We start from the raw sequence: 14,477 nt of genomic DNA on the forward strand, positions 1-14,477 counted from the left end.
CGGAATGCCTGAGCCCTTCCGGATCGGCCTGCTCGGCCGCGGCACCGTGGGCGGCGCGTTCGCCGACCTCGTGGCCGAGCGCGCCGACCACGTCGCCAACGTCACCGGCCTGCGCCCCGAGATCTCGGGCGTCCTGCGCCGCAGCGAGGGCGACTTCGACGAGATCGTCGCCAACTCCGACCTGATCGTCGAGCTGATCGGCGGCCTGGAGCCGGCGCGCGAGTACGTCCTGCGCGCGATGGCCGCGGGCAGGCACGTCGTCACCGCCAACAAGCAGCTGCTGGCCGAGCACGGCGAGGAGCTGTGGGCCGCCGCGCGCGAGCACGGCGTGCAGCTGCGCTTCGAGGCCGCGGTCGGCGGGGTCGTCCCGGTCGTCCGTGTGCTGCAGGAGTCGCTGGCCGCCGCCCACGTCGAGCGCCTGCACGGCATCGTCAACGGCACCACCAACTTCATCCTCAGCCGCATGGCCCAGACCGGCGCCAGCTACGAGGAGGCCCTCGCCGAGGCCCAGCAGCTGGGCTACGCCGAGGCCGACCCGACCGACGACGTCAGCGGCAAGGACGCCGCCGCGAAGATGGCGATCCTCGCGCGCCTGGCGTTCGACACGCCGGTCAGCCTGGCCGAGATCCCCTACGAGGGCATCGAGCACCTGACCGCCGATGACATGGAGTACGCGCGTGAGCTCGGCCTCGGCCTCAAGCTCATCGGCACCGCCGAGCGCGTGAACGGCGGCCTGAGCGTCCGCGTCCACCCGGCGTTCCTCTACGGCGCCCACCCGCTGGCGTCGATCAACGGCCCGTTCAACGCCGTGACGATCGAGTCGCCCGCGATCACCGAGATCACGCTCAGCGGCCCCGGTGCCGGCGGCCCGCAGACGGCCAGCGCCGTCCTCGGCGACGTGGTCAGCGCGATGATCCCGCCCGCCTCGGGGGTGGGCGGGACCGATTCCCAGCGCCTGGAGCTGATCTCCGACGTCACCGGCGCGTTCTACCTGCACGTCGACGTCGCGGACGAGCCGGGCGTGCTCGCGCAGCTCGCCCAGATCCTGGGCCTGCAGGGCATCAGCGTGAAGTCCTTCGTGCAGAAGGGGCTCGGCGCCGACGCCCGCCTCGTGATGGTGCTGCACCCCGTGCTGGAGTCCCGGCTGTTCGCGGCGGTCGACCTCATCGCCGGCCTGGACTTCGTCCGGGCCCGGCCGCGCGCGATCCGCGTCATCGACGAGGAGTTCTAGGACCCATCATGCCCGGCCTCATCGAGCGCTATCGCGACCGCCTGCCGTTCGCGCCCGGCGACCCCATCGTGTCGCTGCAGGAGGGATCGACGCCGCTGGTGCCCGCGCCCAAGCTGGGCGAGCGCGTCGGCGCCGAGGTCTTCCTGAAGATCGAGGGCGCCAATCCGACCGGCTCCTTCAAGGACCGCGGGATGACCTGCGCGGTCTCCGACGCCGTCCGCAACGGGTCCGAGGCGGTCCTGTGCGCCTCGACGGGCAACACGGCCGCGTCGCTGGCCGCCTACGCGGCGCGCGCCGGGCTGCGGGGCGCGGTCATCGTGCCCGAGGGCAAGATCGCCACCGGCAAGCTCGCCCAGGCACTCATGCACGGCGCGCGCGTCATCGCGCTGCGGGGGAACTTCGACGTGGCGCTCAAGCTCGTGCGCGAGGTCTGCGACCGCCAGCCGATCGGCCTGGTCAACAGCGTCAACCCGTTCCGGATCGAGGGGCAGAAGACCGCGTCGTTCGAGATCCACGACGCGATCGGCGAGATCGACGCGCTGTGCATCCCGGTCGGCAACGCGGGCAACGTCACCGCCTACTGGAAGGGCTTCCAGGAGATCGGTCAGTCGCCGCGGATGCTGGGCTTCCAGGCCGCGGGCTCGGCGCCGCTGGTCGAGGGGCGCGTGATCGAGGACCCGGAGACGATCGCCAGCGCGATCCGGATCGGCAACCCGGCGCGCTGGGAGGAGGCGATGGCGGCGATGACCTCGTCGCACGGCATGGTGCGCGCCGTCACCGACGACGAGATCCTCGACGCGTACCGCTTCCTGGCCGCCGGCGAGGGCGTGTTCTGCGAGCCGGCGAGCGCCGCAGGCGTCGCCGGCCTCTTGAAGTACGGCGCCCCCGAGGGCGTCGCGCGGATCGTGTGCATCCTGACCGGCCACGGGCTCAAGGACCCGCAGACGGCGCTCATGCAGGCCGGCTCGGTCGTGCCCTGCGAGCCGGAGCTGGACGCCGTCGAGCACGCGGTCCTGGGGTAAGCACGTCTCAGGCCGGGGGCGTCAGCCGCCTGACGCCGGCGTGTGATCTTCGGCGTGGACGTGTGTCCTGGGGATGGCCGCTCTGCGCGGCAGGTTCACCCATGCTGCCGCCCGAGGACTTCACCATCACGGTTGGACGCCATCGCGAGACCGTGACGGTCGCGCTGGCCGGCGAGCTCGATCTCGCCTCGGCGCCACTGCTGGGCGACCACCTCACGGCGGTGCGTGAGGAGCGGCCCGGCACGCTCATGCTCGATCTCGGCGAGGTGACGTTCATGGACTCCAGCGGGGTGGTCCTGCTGCTGTCGGCGTCGCGCCACTGCGAGCGCGACGGCGTCACGCTGGTGATCTCGCACGTGCCGCCGGCGGCCCGGCGGGTGCTGGAGGTCTGCGGCGTGGTCGCGGCGCTGCCGCTCGCGGAGTCGGAGGCTTCGGGCCCGCACGACCTGCGCGCCGGGTAGGGTTCCGGCGCTCATGGAGCGTCGTCGCCTCGTCCGCGTGCCCGCGTCCTCGGCGAACCTCGGCCCGGGCTTCGACGCGCTGGCCGCCGCCCTGTCGCTGCACACCGAGATCGAGGTCGTGGAGACCGGTCGGTTCGCCGTCGTCACGGACCTCGCGATCGCGAAGGACCGCCGCAACCTCGCGGTCCGCGGCTTCGAGCGCCTGCACCCGCCCGACGACTTCGAGTTCCGGATCCGCTCGTCGATCCCGCTGTCGGGCGGCCTGGGGACGAGCGCGGCGGCGTACGTCGGCGGCCTCATGGCGGCCGACCACCTCTTCGAGCTCGACGCCGACGTGTTCGCCCTGGCCAGCGAGCTCGAGGGCCATCCCGACAACGTCGCCGCGGCGCTCCACGGCGGCTTCGTCGTGTGCGCGGACGGCTCCACGACCCGCTTCGACGCCCCCGCGGGCCTGGAGGCCGTGCTGGTCGTGCCCCACGACCCGGTCCGCACCAAGGAGGCCCGGGCGGCGCTGCCGAAGGTCGTGCCGATGGCCGACGCCGTGGCGAACGTCGCCCACGCGTCGCTGCTCATGCTGGGGCTGTCACGGGGTGACTGGGACCTCGTGAGCCGGGGGCTGGCCGACCGGCTGCACCAGCCCTACCGCGCGCATCTGTTCCCGCGGTCGATGGAGGTCGTGGAGCGCGCGCCGGCGCTCGGCGCGCTGGGCGCGACGATCTCGGGCGCGGGCCCGACGGTGCTGGTCTGGTGCCACTACGAGCAGACGGGCGGGGTGATGGAGGGCCTGCGACGCGAGGTGGGCGGGTGGGCCCAGGTGCTGCGGGCGCCGTTCGAGCCGCACGGGGCGGACGTGCGCGAGTTGTAGGGGTTGGTCGTCCGGGGCCGGTGGCGTTCCGCTCGGCGCGCTGGCCGGGGCCGGTGGCCGGGGCTGGTGGCGTTCCGCTCGGCGCGGTGGCCGGGGTGCGGTGGCCGGGGCTGGTGGCGTTCCGCTCGGCGCGCTGGCCGTGGTGCGGTGCGTGGTCCGTCGGCGATGACGGGGAGGTTGGCAGTGGGCGCGGGCGCTCTCGGTCTGCCGCGGGCGCCGCGGTGCGGGAGATCGTTCGGGCGTGAATTGCCGCGCGGCGGTCCGGGTCGATCCGTGAGGGATAATCCAGCGTCCAGCGACCTGGGTCCCCGATGACGCCTTCGAGGGACGAATGAAACTCGTACAGCGAGATTCATTCGTCCCTCGACGCCCCGAGGCGCGCCGATCGACGCCCGCGGCGCGCCAATCGACGCCCGCGCCGCCCACCGAGGCACCTCCGGCCCCCGCGGAGGACAGACCAGCGCCGAGGCACCGGTCACGCACTCGTCATTGCCCCGGACCGCGCCCCGCACCCGCACGCCACGCCTCGAGCTGGGCGCCAACGACGCTCGCGCGCCCGCGGAGCACCGAGGCCCCAACGACGCCCGCGCCGCCCCTCACGCGTGGATCGTCACCGGCGTGCCGAGCCGCACCTGGCGCATCAGCCGGTGCAGCGCCTTGTTGCTCGCCCGCACGCATCCGTGCGACACGCGCTTGCCGATGACCGAGGTGTCCGGCGTCGCGTGGATCGCCACGCGGTCGCCGCCGCCCCAGCCCTGGGCGATCTTCGGCTGGTGGGCGGTCAACGCGAGGATGCAGCAGCCGTAGGGCGTGCCGGGCTTGACCGTGAGCCGGTCGGTGACCGCGAACTTCCCGCGGGGCGTCGGGGTCGCCGCGGTCCCGATCGCCACCTTGTAGGTGTCGGTCGCCTTGCCGCGGTGAAAGACCGTCAGCTGCCGCTCCGACAGGTCGATCACGAGCGTGCGCGGCTGGCTGAACAGCGCGCCGGCCTTCACCGGGAGCCAGCCGACGTGATGCTTGCGCACCGACGTCCGCACCATCACCCAGCCGGGCTTGCGCCCCGCGACCGCGAGGATCCGCGGTGACTTGAACTCCGTCCTGGTCCCCAGCGTCGCGACAACGCGCCCGCCGGGCTTCGTCCGCAGCTGGGTGCGGTGACGGACATGGAACGCCAGCGGCCCCTTGAGCTTGGGCGCCGCCGGCGCCTGCGCCGACGGCGTCGTGTCCGCCGGCGCCGGCGCGGGCGCGGGCGTCGCCTCGGCCGTCGGAGCCTGCGGCTCGGTGTCGGCGCCGCAGCCGGCGACGGTGGCGCCACCGAGGGCGAGCGCGGCGCCGCACGCCAGCACGGTCCGGCGAAGGGTCATCGCGCGGGGGAGACGACCTGCGCCGCGTCGAGCAGCGGCTTGAGCTGCTTGCGCGCCGCGGTCAGGCGCAGGCGGCCGAGCAGCTCGTCGGCGAGCCGGAGGTAGTCGCCGCCGAGGTCCGGGCGGTGGTCGACGATCGAGACGGCCCGCTCGGCCGACTCGGCGTAGGCGATCGACTGGCGGATGACCGTCTCCAGGAGCTTGTCGCCGACGTGCTCCTTCAGCGACGCTTGGGACTCGCGCGAGTGCACGGTGCGCATGTCGGCGATCGTGAACGCGACGCCGAGCCACTCGAGGTCGGGGTTGAGCCCGTCGCGCGCGAGCTCGATGACTTCGAGCGCCTGCTCGACGCCCTGCAGCGCGAAGTACTGCGCCTCGGCGCTGAGCAGCGCATGGTCGGCCGCGACCAGCGCGTTGACCGTCAGCAGCCCGAGGTTCGGCGGGCAGTCCAGGAAGATGACGTCGTAGCTGTCGGCCAGCGGCTTGAGCGCGCGGCGCAGCGTCAGCTCGCGGCCCATCTTGCCGGCGAGCGCGACCTCGGCCTCGGCGAGCGACAGGTTGGCCGGGATGACGTGCACCCCACCGGGCGACGTGTGCACCGCCGCCTTGGCCTTGGCCTGGCCGACCAGGACGTCGCGGATCGTCGGCTCGGCCTCCGGATCGACGTCGAAGTAGTCCGACAGGTTGCCCTGCGGGTCGAGGTCGACCGCGAGAACCTTCAGCCCCGCGCGCTGGAACGTGTCGGCGAGATGGCGTACGGCCGTCGTCTTGCCCGTGCCGCCCTTCTGCGAGAGGACGGCGATCCGCTCAGCCATGGCGGATCGCTCCTCCGCAGGGCCGGTCGTTCGCGAAGCGCGCAGTCGTCACCGCCATGAGAGGCGGGGATTCTAGGCGAACGATCCCGTGGGACCGTCCGCCTGCCCGAATGTCCTGCTCACCCGGCGGTCGCGATGCCCGGCGCGGTGGCCGGCCCGCTCTCGGCGAGCGACTCGTCCGTGAACACGAGGTAGTGCAGCCGGTAGCGCCCGACGACGATCTCGTCGCCGTCGGCCAGCGCCCGCCACTCCACGCGCTCGCCGTTGACGAACACGCCGTTGAGGCTGCGGTCGTCGAGCACCCGCACGCCGTCGGGCTGGCGCACGATGAGCGCGTGCCGGCGCGAGACGGTCGGGTCGTCGAAGCGCACGTCGGCGGCCAGGCTGCGCCCGACCCGCGTCCACTCCTTCTCCAGCTTCACGGTGCGCAGGCGCCCCGCGTCGTCGTACGCCAGGTACTGGCCCGGCTCGGTCACCTCGGACCGTGCCGACACCAGCAGCTCCGCCCGTTCCTCCGGCGTCGGCGCCTCCGTCGACCGGCGCTGGAACCGACCACCCGTAAACAGCGACGCGCGCACGAAGCTCGCACCGCTGCAGCCCGGGCAGGCCGGGAGCTCGTCGGCTGCGGCGAGCGTCACCACATAGCCGCATTTCTCACACCGGAACGACCCCGTTCCTGCCAGGGTCCCCGTCGTCAAGGACTCCATCATCGACCACTTCCTCTCTGCCGGCTGGCGACCCGCTCTGACCGACTGTACTGCCAGATCGGCATCCAAAAAACCCCGACGGTCAATCCTTTGACAATGCGACCACAACACAAGTTTGTGGCCCAGACCGTCTCCACAAGGGAACCCGGCCAAACTTGTCCGTGGACGGACGGTCCGGTGCCTGGCGCACTGCTGCACGGTGCGCTGCCGCGGGAGGAGCACCCATCCGGGTGGCGAACCTCGGCCCATGGCCCGCACCTCCAGGACCCTGTCGGAGCCCGACCTCGAGCTCGCGCTGCTGCGCAAGTCCGTCGGCACGTTGATGGCGGGCCGTCACGCCTGCGCCGACTGCGGGCGCACCCCGCTGGTGGGCGAGCGGATGTACCACTTCGGCCGCTCGGCGACCGTCTGCGCGCTGTGCACGCCGCTGCGCCGGGCCGAGCCCGATGCGGTCGAGCTCGTGCGCCACTTCGAGCGCGGGCACACCGTGCGGCGGGTCACGCGACACGCTGCGTGAGCGGACGTCGCGGGTAGACTGCTCGCCCGTGGATCCCGTCGAAGTAGAAGTCACCATCGCGCGTCCGCGCCGGGAGGTCTTCGCCTACCTCCAGGACGTCGCGAACCACGCCGAGTTCAGCGACCACTACCTCGTTCGGTGGCATCTGACGCGCGAGGACACGCTCGGCGAGGGGGCCGGCGCCCGCTTCAAGCTGAAGGCGCGGTTCACGCGCTACGCCTGGGCCGACGTCACCTTCGTCGAAGTGCAGGAGCCGCGGCTGATCGTCGAGCGCGGCCGCGGCGGCAAGTACAACCGCATCCTCAACCGCGGCGTGTACGAGCTCGAGGAGGTGCACGGCGGCGCGTCCACGCGCGTCACCTACACCTTCGAGACCAAGCCGAAGCTGTTCTCGGACCGCTTCCAGGAGTCGATGGGCCGGCGCGGCTGGTACAAGCGCAAGAGCCGCAAGGCGCTGCGCCGCATGCAGGCGATCCTGGAGGAGGGCCGCGACCGTGGAGCGCGCGTCACGCTCGCCGACGGGCCGCGCAAGCCGTTCTCGAACTTCCGCTTCCGTCCCGAGGCCTTCCGCCCGGGCGCCAATCGCTAGAGTCCGCCGCCGCCATGCCGCTTCGCCGTCTCGTCACCACCACCGCCGCCGTGCTGACCGCCGCCGGCGCCCTCGCCGCGTGCGGCCAGTCCGAGGAGCCGCGCCACGCCGCGACCGAGGGCGTCTACGTCAACACGGGCGAGTTGAAGTACCAGGTCCAGATCTCACGGCAGCTCACGGCGCGGGACTTCGAGGACCGCGACTACCTCGTGGGGCTGCCCGCCGGCGCCCAGACGCTCGGCAAGGGCGAGGAGTGGTTCGCCGTCTTCATCCGCGTGTTCAACTCGACGAAGGCGCCGCACCCGTCCGCGCAGAAGTTCGTGATCCGCGACACGACCGGCAAGGAGTTCCAGCCGGTCGCGCTCGACACGGCCGTCAACCGCGTGGCCTACCGTCCGGAGGTCGTCCACGGCGGCGACCAGATCCCGGTTCCCGGCTCGCTGGCGCGCGAGAACCTCACGCAGGGCGGCATGATCCTCTTCAAGGTCCCCAGCGCGTCCTACGCCAACCGTCCGCTGGAGCTGCACATCGCTCCGCCGGAGGGTGGCGCAGAGGCGACGGTCGACCTCGACGTATAGGGCAAGGCCGCAGAGCATCACCCCTTGAGCCCCGCCAGGAGCACCTGGCGGGCGACGGGCGCGGCGGTGTCGCCGCCGGCGCCCGCGCTCACGAGCAGCACGCCGACCGCGATGCGCGGATGGCCGCTGCCGGCGGGGGCGTAGGCCGAGAACCACGCGTCCGTGTCGGTCGTGTCCTGCTGCTGCTCGGCGGGGCAGGACTCCGGGTTCTCGGGGTCGGGCTCGCACGCCTGCGTGGACTTCAGCTCCGCGGTCCCGGTCTTGCCCGCGACGCGGACGTCGCCGATCGCCGCCGCGGTGCCGGTGCCGTTGCGCACGACCGCGAGCATCAGCCGCTCGACCTGGCGGGCGACGCGCGCCGTCGTCGCCTCGTGCGTCGGCGCCTCGCCGTCCCACTTGTCGGGGTCGAGCGTCACGTCGGGGCGGCGCCCGCGCAGGCCGATGGCCGACGCGACGATCGCCATCTGCAGCGCCGTGGCCTGCACGCGACCCTGGCCGATCGCCGACGAGCCGACCGCGAGGTCGTCGCCGATCTCGGCCGCCGGCGGGATCGACGCGGTCGCCGCGCCGGTGATGCCGGTCGGACGGTTGAAGCCGAAGCGCTCCGCCGCCGCGACGAGCTTCTGCGCGCCGAGCTTGGCGCCCAGCGGGGCGAACACCGAGTTGCACGACAGCGCGAAGGACCGGACGAGCGTGCCGCCGCAGGACTCGCGGTTGGCGTTCTGCAGCTCGACGCCGCTGAGCGTCGCCGACGTCTGGATCGGGAACGTGTCGGTCGGCTTGGCGACGCCCGCCTCCAGCGCGGCGGTGGCCGTGATGATCTTGAAGGTCGAGCCGGGCGGCTGCAGGCCGCTGAAGCCGATCCCCGCGGCGGCGAGGATCTCGCCGGTGCGGGGGCGCACCGCGACGACGCCGCCCAGCCGGCCGGCCAGCGCCGTGACCGCCGCCTCCTGGACTGCGGGCGCGATCGTCGTGCGCACCGCGGCCCCCTCGCGCGGCGCGCGCTCGGCCAGCAGCCGCGCGCCGGCGCGCAGCTGACCGCCGGGGACGCCCGAGAGCTGCTCGTCGAAGGCGCGCTCCAGGCCCGTGATGCCGACCTGGGCGTCGGCCGGGTAGCCCAGCCGCTCCGCCCGCTCCGTGCGGTCGGCCGGGATCGGGCCGAGCGCGCCGACGATCGCCGCGGCGGTCGCCCCGAGCGCGGACGTCCGGTTCACGCCCTGGGCCAGCGGCGTGCCGTCGCGGGCCAGCAGGTCGGCGCGGTCGGGCAGCGTGGTGGTGCGGCGCAGCTCGTCGCCGGGGGCGAGGCCGGGGAAGACGAGGCTGGGCCGCCAGGCGATGCGGGCGGCGTCGCCGTCGCGGACGACGTCCAGGTGCAGGACCCCGCGAACCGCGCCGAAGGCGCGGGTCTGCACCACGACGGGCAGGCGCCAGCGGCCGTGGCCCTCGTCGGTGGCCCGGCCCGTGTCGACCGCCGTGGCGGTGGCCGTGTCGATGGCCGCGCGGTAGCGGCCGGCGAAGCTCGCGGCGGGATAGCGCTTCTGGGCGCCGCCGTCGATCTCGCGCCGCATGCCCGTCCAATCGCTGCGCTCCCACGCCAGGGCGTAGCGCTGCACGGTGTCCTTCTCGCTCGGTCCGCCCGTGCTGGCGCAGACGACCGCGACGCCCAGTCCCACGACGACCACGGAGCCCACGGCGACCATGCGCCGCCGCCGGGTCGTCGAGTCCTGGGCGCGGCTGGACGGCATGAGCGTTGCAAGGTACTGACGCGGCCCGCGGGTAGGGTGCGCCAACGTTGACGCGCATCGACTGGCTGATCGTCGCCTTCACGCTCGTGATGGCCACCATCGGGTGGCGCCAGGGCTTCGTCGCCGGAGCCTTCGCGCTGGCCGGCTTCGTGGCCGGTGCCTTCCTCGGCAGCCGCCTGGGACCGGCGCTGCTGCCCGACGGGTCGTCGTCGCCGTACGCGCCGCTCGTGTCGCTGGTGGCCGCGGTGACGGGCGGATCGATCCTGGCCGGCCTGCTCGAGACCGCGGGCTTCCTGGTACGCCGCAGCGTCCCGATTCCCGGCGTGAAGGCGCTCGACGGGCTGCTCGGCGCGGTGCTGAGCGTCGCGATCGCGCTCGGGCTGTCGTGGATCGCGGGCGCGGTCGCGCTCCAGACGCCGGGCGCCCGCCAGCTGCGTGCCGACATCCAGCGCTCGGAGATCCTGTCGCGCCTCAACGACGTGCTGCCGCCGTCGGGGCCGGTCCTCAACGCCCTGGCGCGCTTCGATCCGTTCCCGCACATCGACGGGCCGGAGGCCGATGTGCCGGCGCCGACCGCGCGGGTGGCCCGCGAGCCGGGGGTGCGCTCCGCGGCCGGGAGCATCGTGCGGGTGCTGGGGACCGCGTGCGGCCTGGGCGTGGAGGGCTCGGGCTGGGTGGCGGGCGACGGCCTCGTGGTGACCAACGCGCACGTGGTGGCCGGGGAGCAGGACACCGTCGTCCAGCGCGTGGGCACCGGGCCGAGGCTCGACGCGGTGGCGGTCGCGTTCGACCCCACCAACGACGTCGCGGTGCTGCGCGTGACCGGGTTGGGCGGTGCGCACGAGCTCTCGCTGGCCGCCGACCCGCCGGTGGGCGCCGCGGCCGCGATCCTGGGCTTCCCGCAGAACGGGCCCTACCGCGTGCGCGCGGGACGGTTGGGTCAGACGCGCGCGGTCGTGTCCCAGGACGCCTACGGCGCCGGGCCCGTGACGCGCCAGATGACGACCTTCCGCGGGACGGTGCAACCCGGCAACTCGGGCGGCCCGCTGGTCGACACGCAGGGCCGCGTGCTGACGACCGTGTTCGCGAAGGCGACCGGCACCTCGCGGCGCGGCGGCTACGGCGTGCCGAACGCGATCGTGCGCCGCACGCTGGCCGGCGCGGCGCCGTCGGGGTCGAAGGTCTCGACCGGCCCGTGCGCCGGCTGACCGGGTCGCGCCGCGAGTGTCACGACTTCGCCACAGGCCCACAAGGCGCGCTTCGCGACCGCTACGCTGCGGCGTCACATGGCCAAGACCCTCGTCATCGCCGAGAAGCCGTCCGTCGGGCGCGACCTGGCGCGCATCCTCCCGGGCCCCTTCGAGAAGAAGTCGGGCGCGGGGGAGAAGACCGAGCGCTGGCTCGAGGGGCCCGAGCACATCATCAGCTGGGCCGTCGGCCACCTCGTGCAGCTCGCCGAGCCCGACGAGTACGACGACAAGTTCAAGAAGTGGCGCATGGCCGATCTGCCGATCGTCCCGGCGAAGTTCAAGCTCGTCGTGCGCGACGAGCGCTCCCAGAAGCAGATGGCGGTCGTCAAGACGCTGCTGCGCCGCGACGACGTCGACAACGTCATCAACGCCTGCGACGCCGGCCGCGAGGGCGAGCTCATCTTCGCCTACCTCTTCGAGAAGGCCGGCGCCAAGAAGCCGGTGCAGCGCCTGTGGCTGAACTCGATGACCAACGACGCGATGCGCGAGGGCTTCGCGAACCTGCGCGACGGCGCCGAGCTGAGCAAGCTCGAGGACGCCGCGCGCTCGCGCTCGGAGGCCGACTGGATCGTCGGCATGAACGCCACGCGCGCGGCGACGATCCGCCTGCGGTCGTCGTTCGACGGCGCCGTGTCGCTGGGCCGCGTGCAGACGCCGACGCTGGCGATCCTCACGCGCCGCGAGGAGGAGATCCGCGCGTTCGTGCCCGAGCCGTACTGGCTCGTCGACGCGCAGTTCGCCGCCACCGGCGACCGCGCCTACGAGGGCCGCTTCCACGCCGGCGCCCACCCGCGGATCGCCACGGCCGAGGAGGCCGAGGCGGTCGCCGGGGCCGTGCGCGGCCAGCCTGGTCAGATCACCAAGCTCGAGAAGACGACGCGCCGCGAGAAGGCGCCGCTGCTCTACGACCTGACGTCGCTGCAGCGCGAGGCCAACACCCGCTTCGGGTTCTCCGCCCGCCGCACGCTCGGCGCGGCGCAGCGCTGCTACGAGGAGCACAAGGCGCTCACGTACCCCAGGACGAGCTCCCGGTACCTGACGTCGGACATGGTGCCCGAGCTCAAGGAGGTCGCGGGCCACGTCGGCGAGCACCCCGAGTACAGCAAGTCCGCGCAGTACGTCACCGGGCTGGACCTGCTGCCGCTGGGCCGCGTCGTCGACGACGCGAAGGTCGGCGACCACCACGCCATCATCCCGACCAACGCGTCGCACAAGCTCGAGAAGATGAACGACGACGACCGCCGGATCTACGACATGGTCGCGCGCCGGTTCCTCGCCACGTTCCATCCCGAGGCCGTCTTCGAGAACACGCGAGTCGAGACGACCGTGGCCGAGCACGTCTTCCGCACCCGCGGCAAGGTCCTGGTCGTGCCGGGCTGGCGCGGTGTCTACGGCGAGCTGGCCGACGACGGCGGCGCGCGCGACGACGAGGACGAGGGCCGCGACCAGTCGCTGCCCAAGCTCGAGCAGGACGAGGCCGTCGACACCACGGCCGTCGAGGTCCTCGCCAAGGAGACCAAGCCGCCGCGGCGCTACTCCGACGCGTCGCTGCTGGGCGCGATGGAGACCGCGGGCAAGCTGGTCGACGACGACGAGCTGCGCGAGGTCATGAAGGAGTCGGGCATCGGCACGCCGGCGACGCGCGCGGCGATCATCGAGCGCCTGATCGACGTGGGCTACGTCGAGCGCGACGGCCGCGCCCTGGTGCCCACCGAGAAGGGCATGAACGTCATCCGGCTCCTCGACGGGCACGCGCTCACGTCGCCGTCGCTGACCGGCGACTGGGAGCGCCGCCTGGCCGAGATCGAGGCCGGCGAGCAGGACCGCAAGAAGTTCATGGCCGACATCGCCATGTTCGCGGGCTCCACCGTCGGCGAGCTGGACACCAAGCTCAAGGACGTCCGCATCCCGCGGGCGAACCTCGGCCCGTGCCCGATCTGCGGCCGCGACATCGTGGAGAACCGCAAGGGCTATTCCTGCTGGGGCCGCGAGGATCCGGGCTGCGGCTTCGTGATCTGGAAGTCCAAGGCCGGCAAGAACCTGCCGCCGGCCGTGGCGAAGGAGCTCATCGCGCGCGGCAAGACCGAGAAGCCGGTCACCGGCTTCAAGGGTCGCAGCGGCCGCTCGTTCCGCGCACGCCTGGCGCTCGTGCAGAATGAGGAGGGCCGCATGCGCGTCGAGTTCGACGAGCCGTGGGCCAAGGAGGGCTTCAAGGAGGCCCAGGCCGACGAGATGGCGGCCGCTGCGGCCGAGACCGCCGAGGCCGCGAGCGCCCGCGATGCCAGCGCGGCGGCGTAGAAGGCCCCTGAAAATCAGGCGGTCCTGGCCGCAGCGACTTTTTCAGGGGCCTTCCAGGACCCTGCTGCTGGCCGGCGCGGCTGCGGCCGTGCCGCTGGCCGGCGCGGCGCCGGCGTGGGCCAACGACGGCGGGTCGATCACGCACTCGGCGGGGCAGACCAGCGCGACGATGGAGTGGGACAAGGCCGAGTACGGGATCGCGAACCCGCGGCTCGTCGTCGTGCGCGAGGGCGTCCGCTACGACATCACGATCGCCGACGTGTGCGAGGAGGGCTGCATCGTCGCCCCCGACGGCGCGCCCGACCCCGCGACCTCGGCGGTCAAGGTCGCCGACCTCGACGCCGACGGCGAGCCGGAGGTGCTGGTCGACACGTTCTCGGGTGGCGCGCACTGCTGCCTCACCGCGCGCCTGCTGACCTTCGACGGCACCGGCTACACGCCCAAGGACGTCTCCTACGGCGACGTCGGCTACGCGCTGAAGGACGCCGACGGCGACGGCCGCCCCGAGCTCGTGGGCTACGACCCGCGGTTCTCGGCCGTGTTCACCGCGTTCGCGGCGAGCGCGTTCCCGCCCCAGGTGCTCCAGGTGCAGAAGGGGACGACGGTCGACGTGACGCGCCGGTTCCCGTCGCTCGTGCGCGCCGACGCGAAGCGGCGGCTGGCGGACCTACGGAAGGCCCGGCGGGGCGACGACGTGCGCGGGATCCTCGCAGCGTACGTCGCCGACCAGTACCTGCTGGGCAAGGGGAAGGTCGGAACGGCCGAGGTCGACCGCCAGCGCCGGGCCGGCCGCGTGAGCACGGGGTTCAGGAAGGAGCTGCTGCGGCGGCTCAAGGGGTGGAGGTACCGGTCCGCGGCCCTGAGCGGCACCGCCGCCTGACCTCAGGTGGGAATTGACGCGGGCCGGCATCCAGCCGGCCCGCGCGCACCCTGGGGATGAGGGGGTGCGATCTGTGCGGGTCCCTGTGCTCGAACCCGCGTGAACCCCCGGCTACCTGCGCGAAGCTCACACCAAACACCGGAGCGAGCGGCGAC

14 protein-coding genes are annotated in these 14,477 nt (G+C 73.3%); 10 read left to right on the forward strand and 4 right to left on the reverse strand.

Translation table 11 applies throughout. The features are described 5' to 3' along the window. Positions 1–4 precede the first annotated feature (4 nt). From VK501_RS15105 to thrB, 4 genes are all read left to right on the forward strand, one after another. Positions 5–1,231, forward strand: coding sequence for a homoserine dehydrogenase (locus tag VK501_RS15105; protein ID WP_324338693.1), 1,227 nt, complete (start codon positions 5–7; stop codon positions 1,229–1,231). An 8-nt stretch (positions 1,232–1,239) separates the two neighbouring features. After that, positions 1,240–2,253, forward strand: a complete 1,014-nt coding sequence (thrC, locus tag VK501_RS15110; RefSeq protein ID WP_324338695.1) for a threonine synthase — start codon at positions 1,240–1,242, stop codon at positions 2,251–2,253. A gap of 101 nt (positions 2,254–2,354) precedes the next feature. Beyond that, on the forward strand, positions 2,355–2,714 hold the full coding sequence (locus VK501_RS15115; RefSeq protein WP_324338697.1) for an STAS domain-containing protein: 360 nt from the start codon (positions 2,355–2,357) through the stop codon (positions 2,712–2,714). 13 nt (positions 2,715–2,727) lie between these two features. Beyond that, positions 2,728–3,579: a homoserine kinase gene (gene thrB, locus VK501_RS15120; RefSeq protein ID WP_324338700.1), complete on the forward strand. Its 852-nt coding sequence runs from the start codon at positions 2,728–2,730 to the stop codon at positions 3,577–3,579. A gap of 596 nt (positions 3,580–4,175) precedes the next feature. Here thrB and VK501_RS15125 read toward each other — a convergent pair. The 3 genes from VK501_RS15125 to VK501_RS15135 form a co-directional block, all read right to left on the reverse strand. Then, positions 4,176–4,943 (reverse strand): L,D-transpeptidase, encoded by a 768-nt coding sequence (locus tag VK501_RS15125; RefSeq protein ID WP_324338701.1) that lies wholly within the window; start codon positions 4,941–4,943, stop codon positions 4,176–4,178. Next, positions 4,940–5,758 carry a ParA family protein gene (locus tag VK501_RS15130; protein ID WP_324338703.1) on the reverse strand — a complete coding sequence of 273 codons (819 nt, stop codon included), beginning with the start codon at positions 5,756–5,758 and terminating at the stop codon, positions 4,940–4,942. Before VK501_RS15130 ends, VK501_RS15125 begins: the two co-directional genes overlap by 4 nt. 119 nt (positions 5,759–5,877) lie before the next feature. Further along, the gene (locus VK501_RS15135) at positions 5,878–6,714 is read right to left on the reverse strand and encodes an FHA domain-containing protein (RefSeq protein WP_324338916.1); all 837 of its coding nucleotides are present in this window, start codon (positions 6,712–6,714) and stop codon (positions 5,878–5,880) included. Between VK501_RS15135 and VK501_RS15140 the strand changes: the two genes are divergently transcribed. Genes VK501_RS15140 through VK501_RS15150 form a run of 3 tightly spaced genes read left to right on the forward strand, consistent with a single transcriptional unit; the run spans position 6,713 to position 8,149 of the window. Continuing rightward, positions 6,713–6,982, forward strand: coding sequence for a hypothetical protein (locus tag VK501_RS15140; protein ID WP_324338705.1), 270 nt, complete (start codon positions 6,713–6,715; stop codon positions 6,980–6,982). The two genes, VK501_RS15135 and VK501_RS15140, sit on opposite strands and share 2 nt — an antisense overlap. 28 nt (positions 6,983–7,010) lie before the next feature. Beyond that, positions 7,011–7,571, forward strand: coding sequence for an SRPBCC family protein (locus VK501_RS15145; RefSeq protein WP_324338706.1), 561 nt, complete (start codon positions 7,011–7,013; stop codon positions 7,569–7,571). Positions 7,572–7,585: 14 nt separating this feature from the next. Then, complete coding sequence (locus VK501_RS15150) at positions 7,586–8,149, forward strand: hypothetical protein (protein WP_324338707.1); 564 nt, start codon at positions 7,586–7,588, stop codon at positions 8,147–8,149. Between the two features lie 17 nt (positions 8,150–8,166). On the opposite strand, the gene VK501_RS15155 is transcribed toward VK501_RS15150, so the two are convergent. Beyond that, positions 8,167–9,894 (reverse strand): penicillin-binding transpeptidase domain-containing protein, encoded by a 1,728-nt coding sequence (locus VK501_RS15155; RefSeq protein WP_324338709.1) that lies wholly within the window; start codon positions 9,892–9,894, stop codon positions 8,167–8,169. 47 nt (positions 9,895–9,941) lie between these two features. Here VK501_RS15155 and VK501_RS15160 point away from each other — a divergent pair, with 47 nt between their 5' ends. The 3 genes from VK501_RS15160 (at position 9,942) to VK501_RS15170 (ending at position 14,322) form a co-directional block, all read left to right on the forward strand. Beyond that, positions 9,942–11,102 (forward strand): MarP family serine protease, encoded by a 1,161-nt coding sequence (locus tag VK501_RS15160; RefSeq protein ID WP_324338712.1) that lies wholly within the window; start codon positions 9,942–9,944, stop codon positions 11,100–11,102. A 78-nt stretch (positions 11,103–11,180) separates the two neighbouring features. Beyond that, on the forward strand, positions 11,181–13,442 hold the full coding sequence (locus VK501_RS15165; RefSeq protein ID WP_324338714.1) for a DNA topoisomerase 3: 2,262 nt from the start codon (positions 11,181–11,183) through the stop codon (positions 13,440–13,442). A gap of 88 nt (positions 13,443–13,530) precedes the next feature. Then, positions 13,531–14,322 carry a hypothetical protein gene (locus tag VK501_RS15170; RefSeq protein WP_324338717.1) on the forward strand — a complete coding sequence of 264 codons (792 nt, stop codon included), beginning with the start codon at positions 13,531–13,533 and terminating at the stop codon, positions 14,320–14,322. The last annotated feature ends 155 nt before the right edge of the window (positions 14,323–14,477 follow it).

Origin of the sequence: Baekduia sp., from assembly GCF_035318805.1 — a bacterium.
In the GTDB taxonomy this organism is placed as follows: Bacteria; Actinomycetota; Thermoleophilia; order Solirubrobacterales; family Solirubrobacteraceae; genus Baekduia.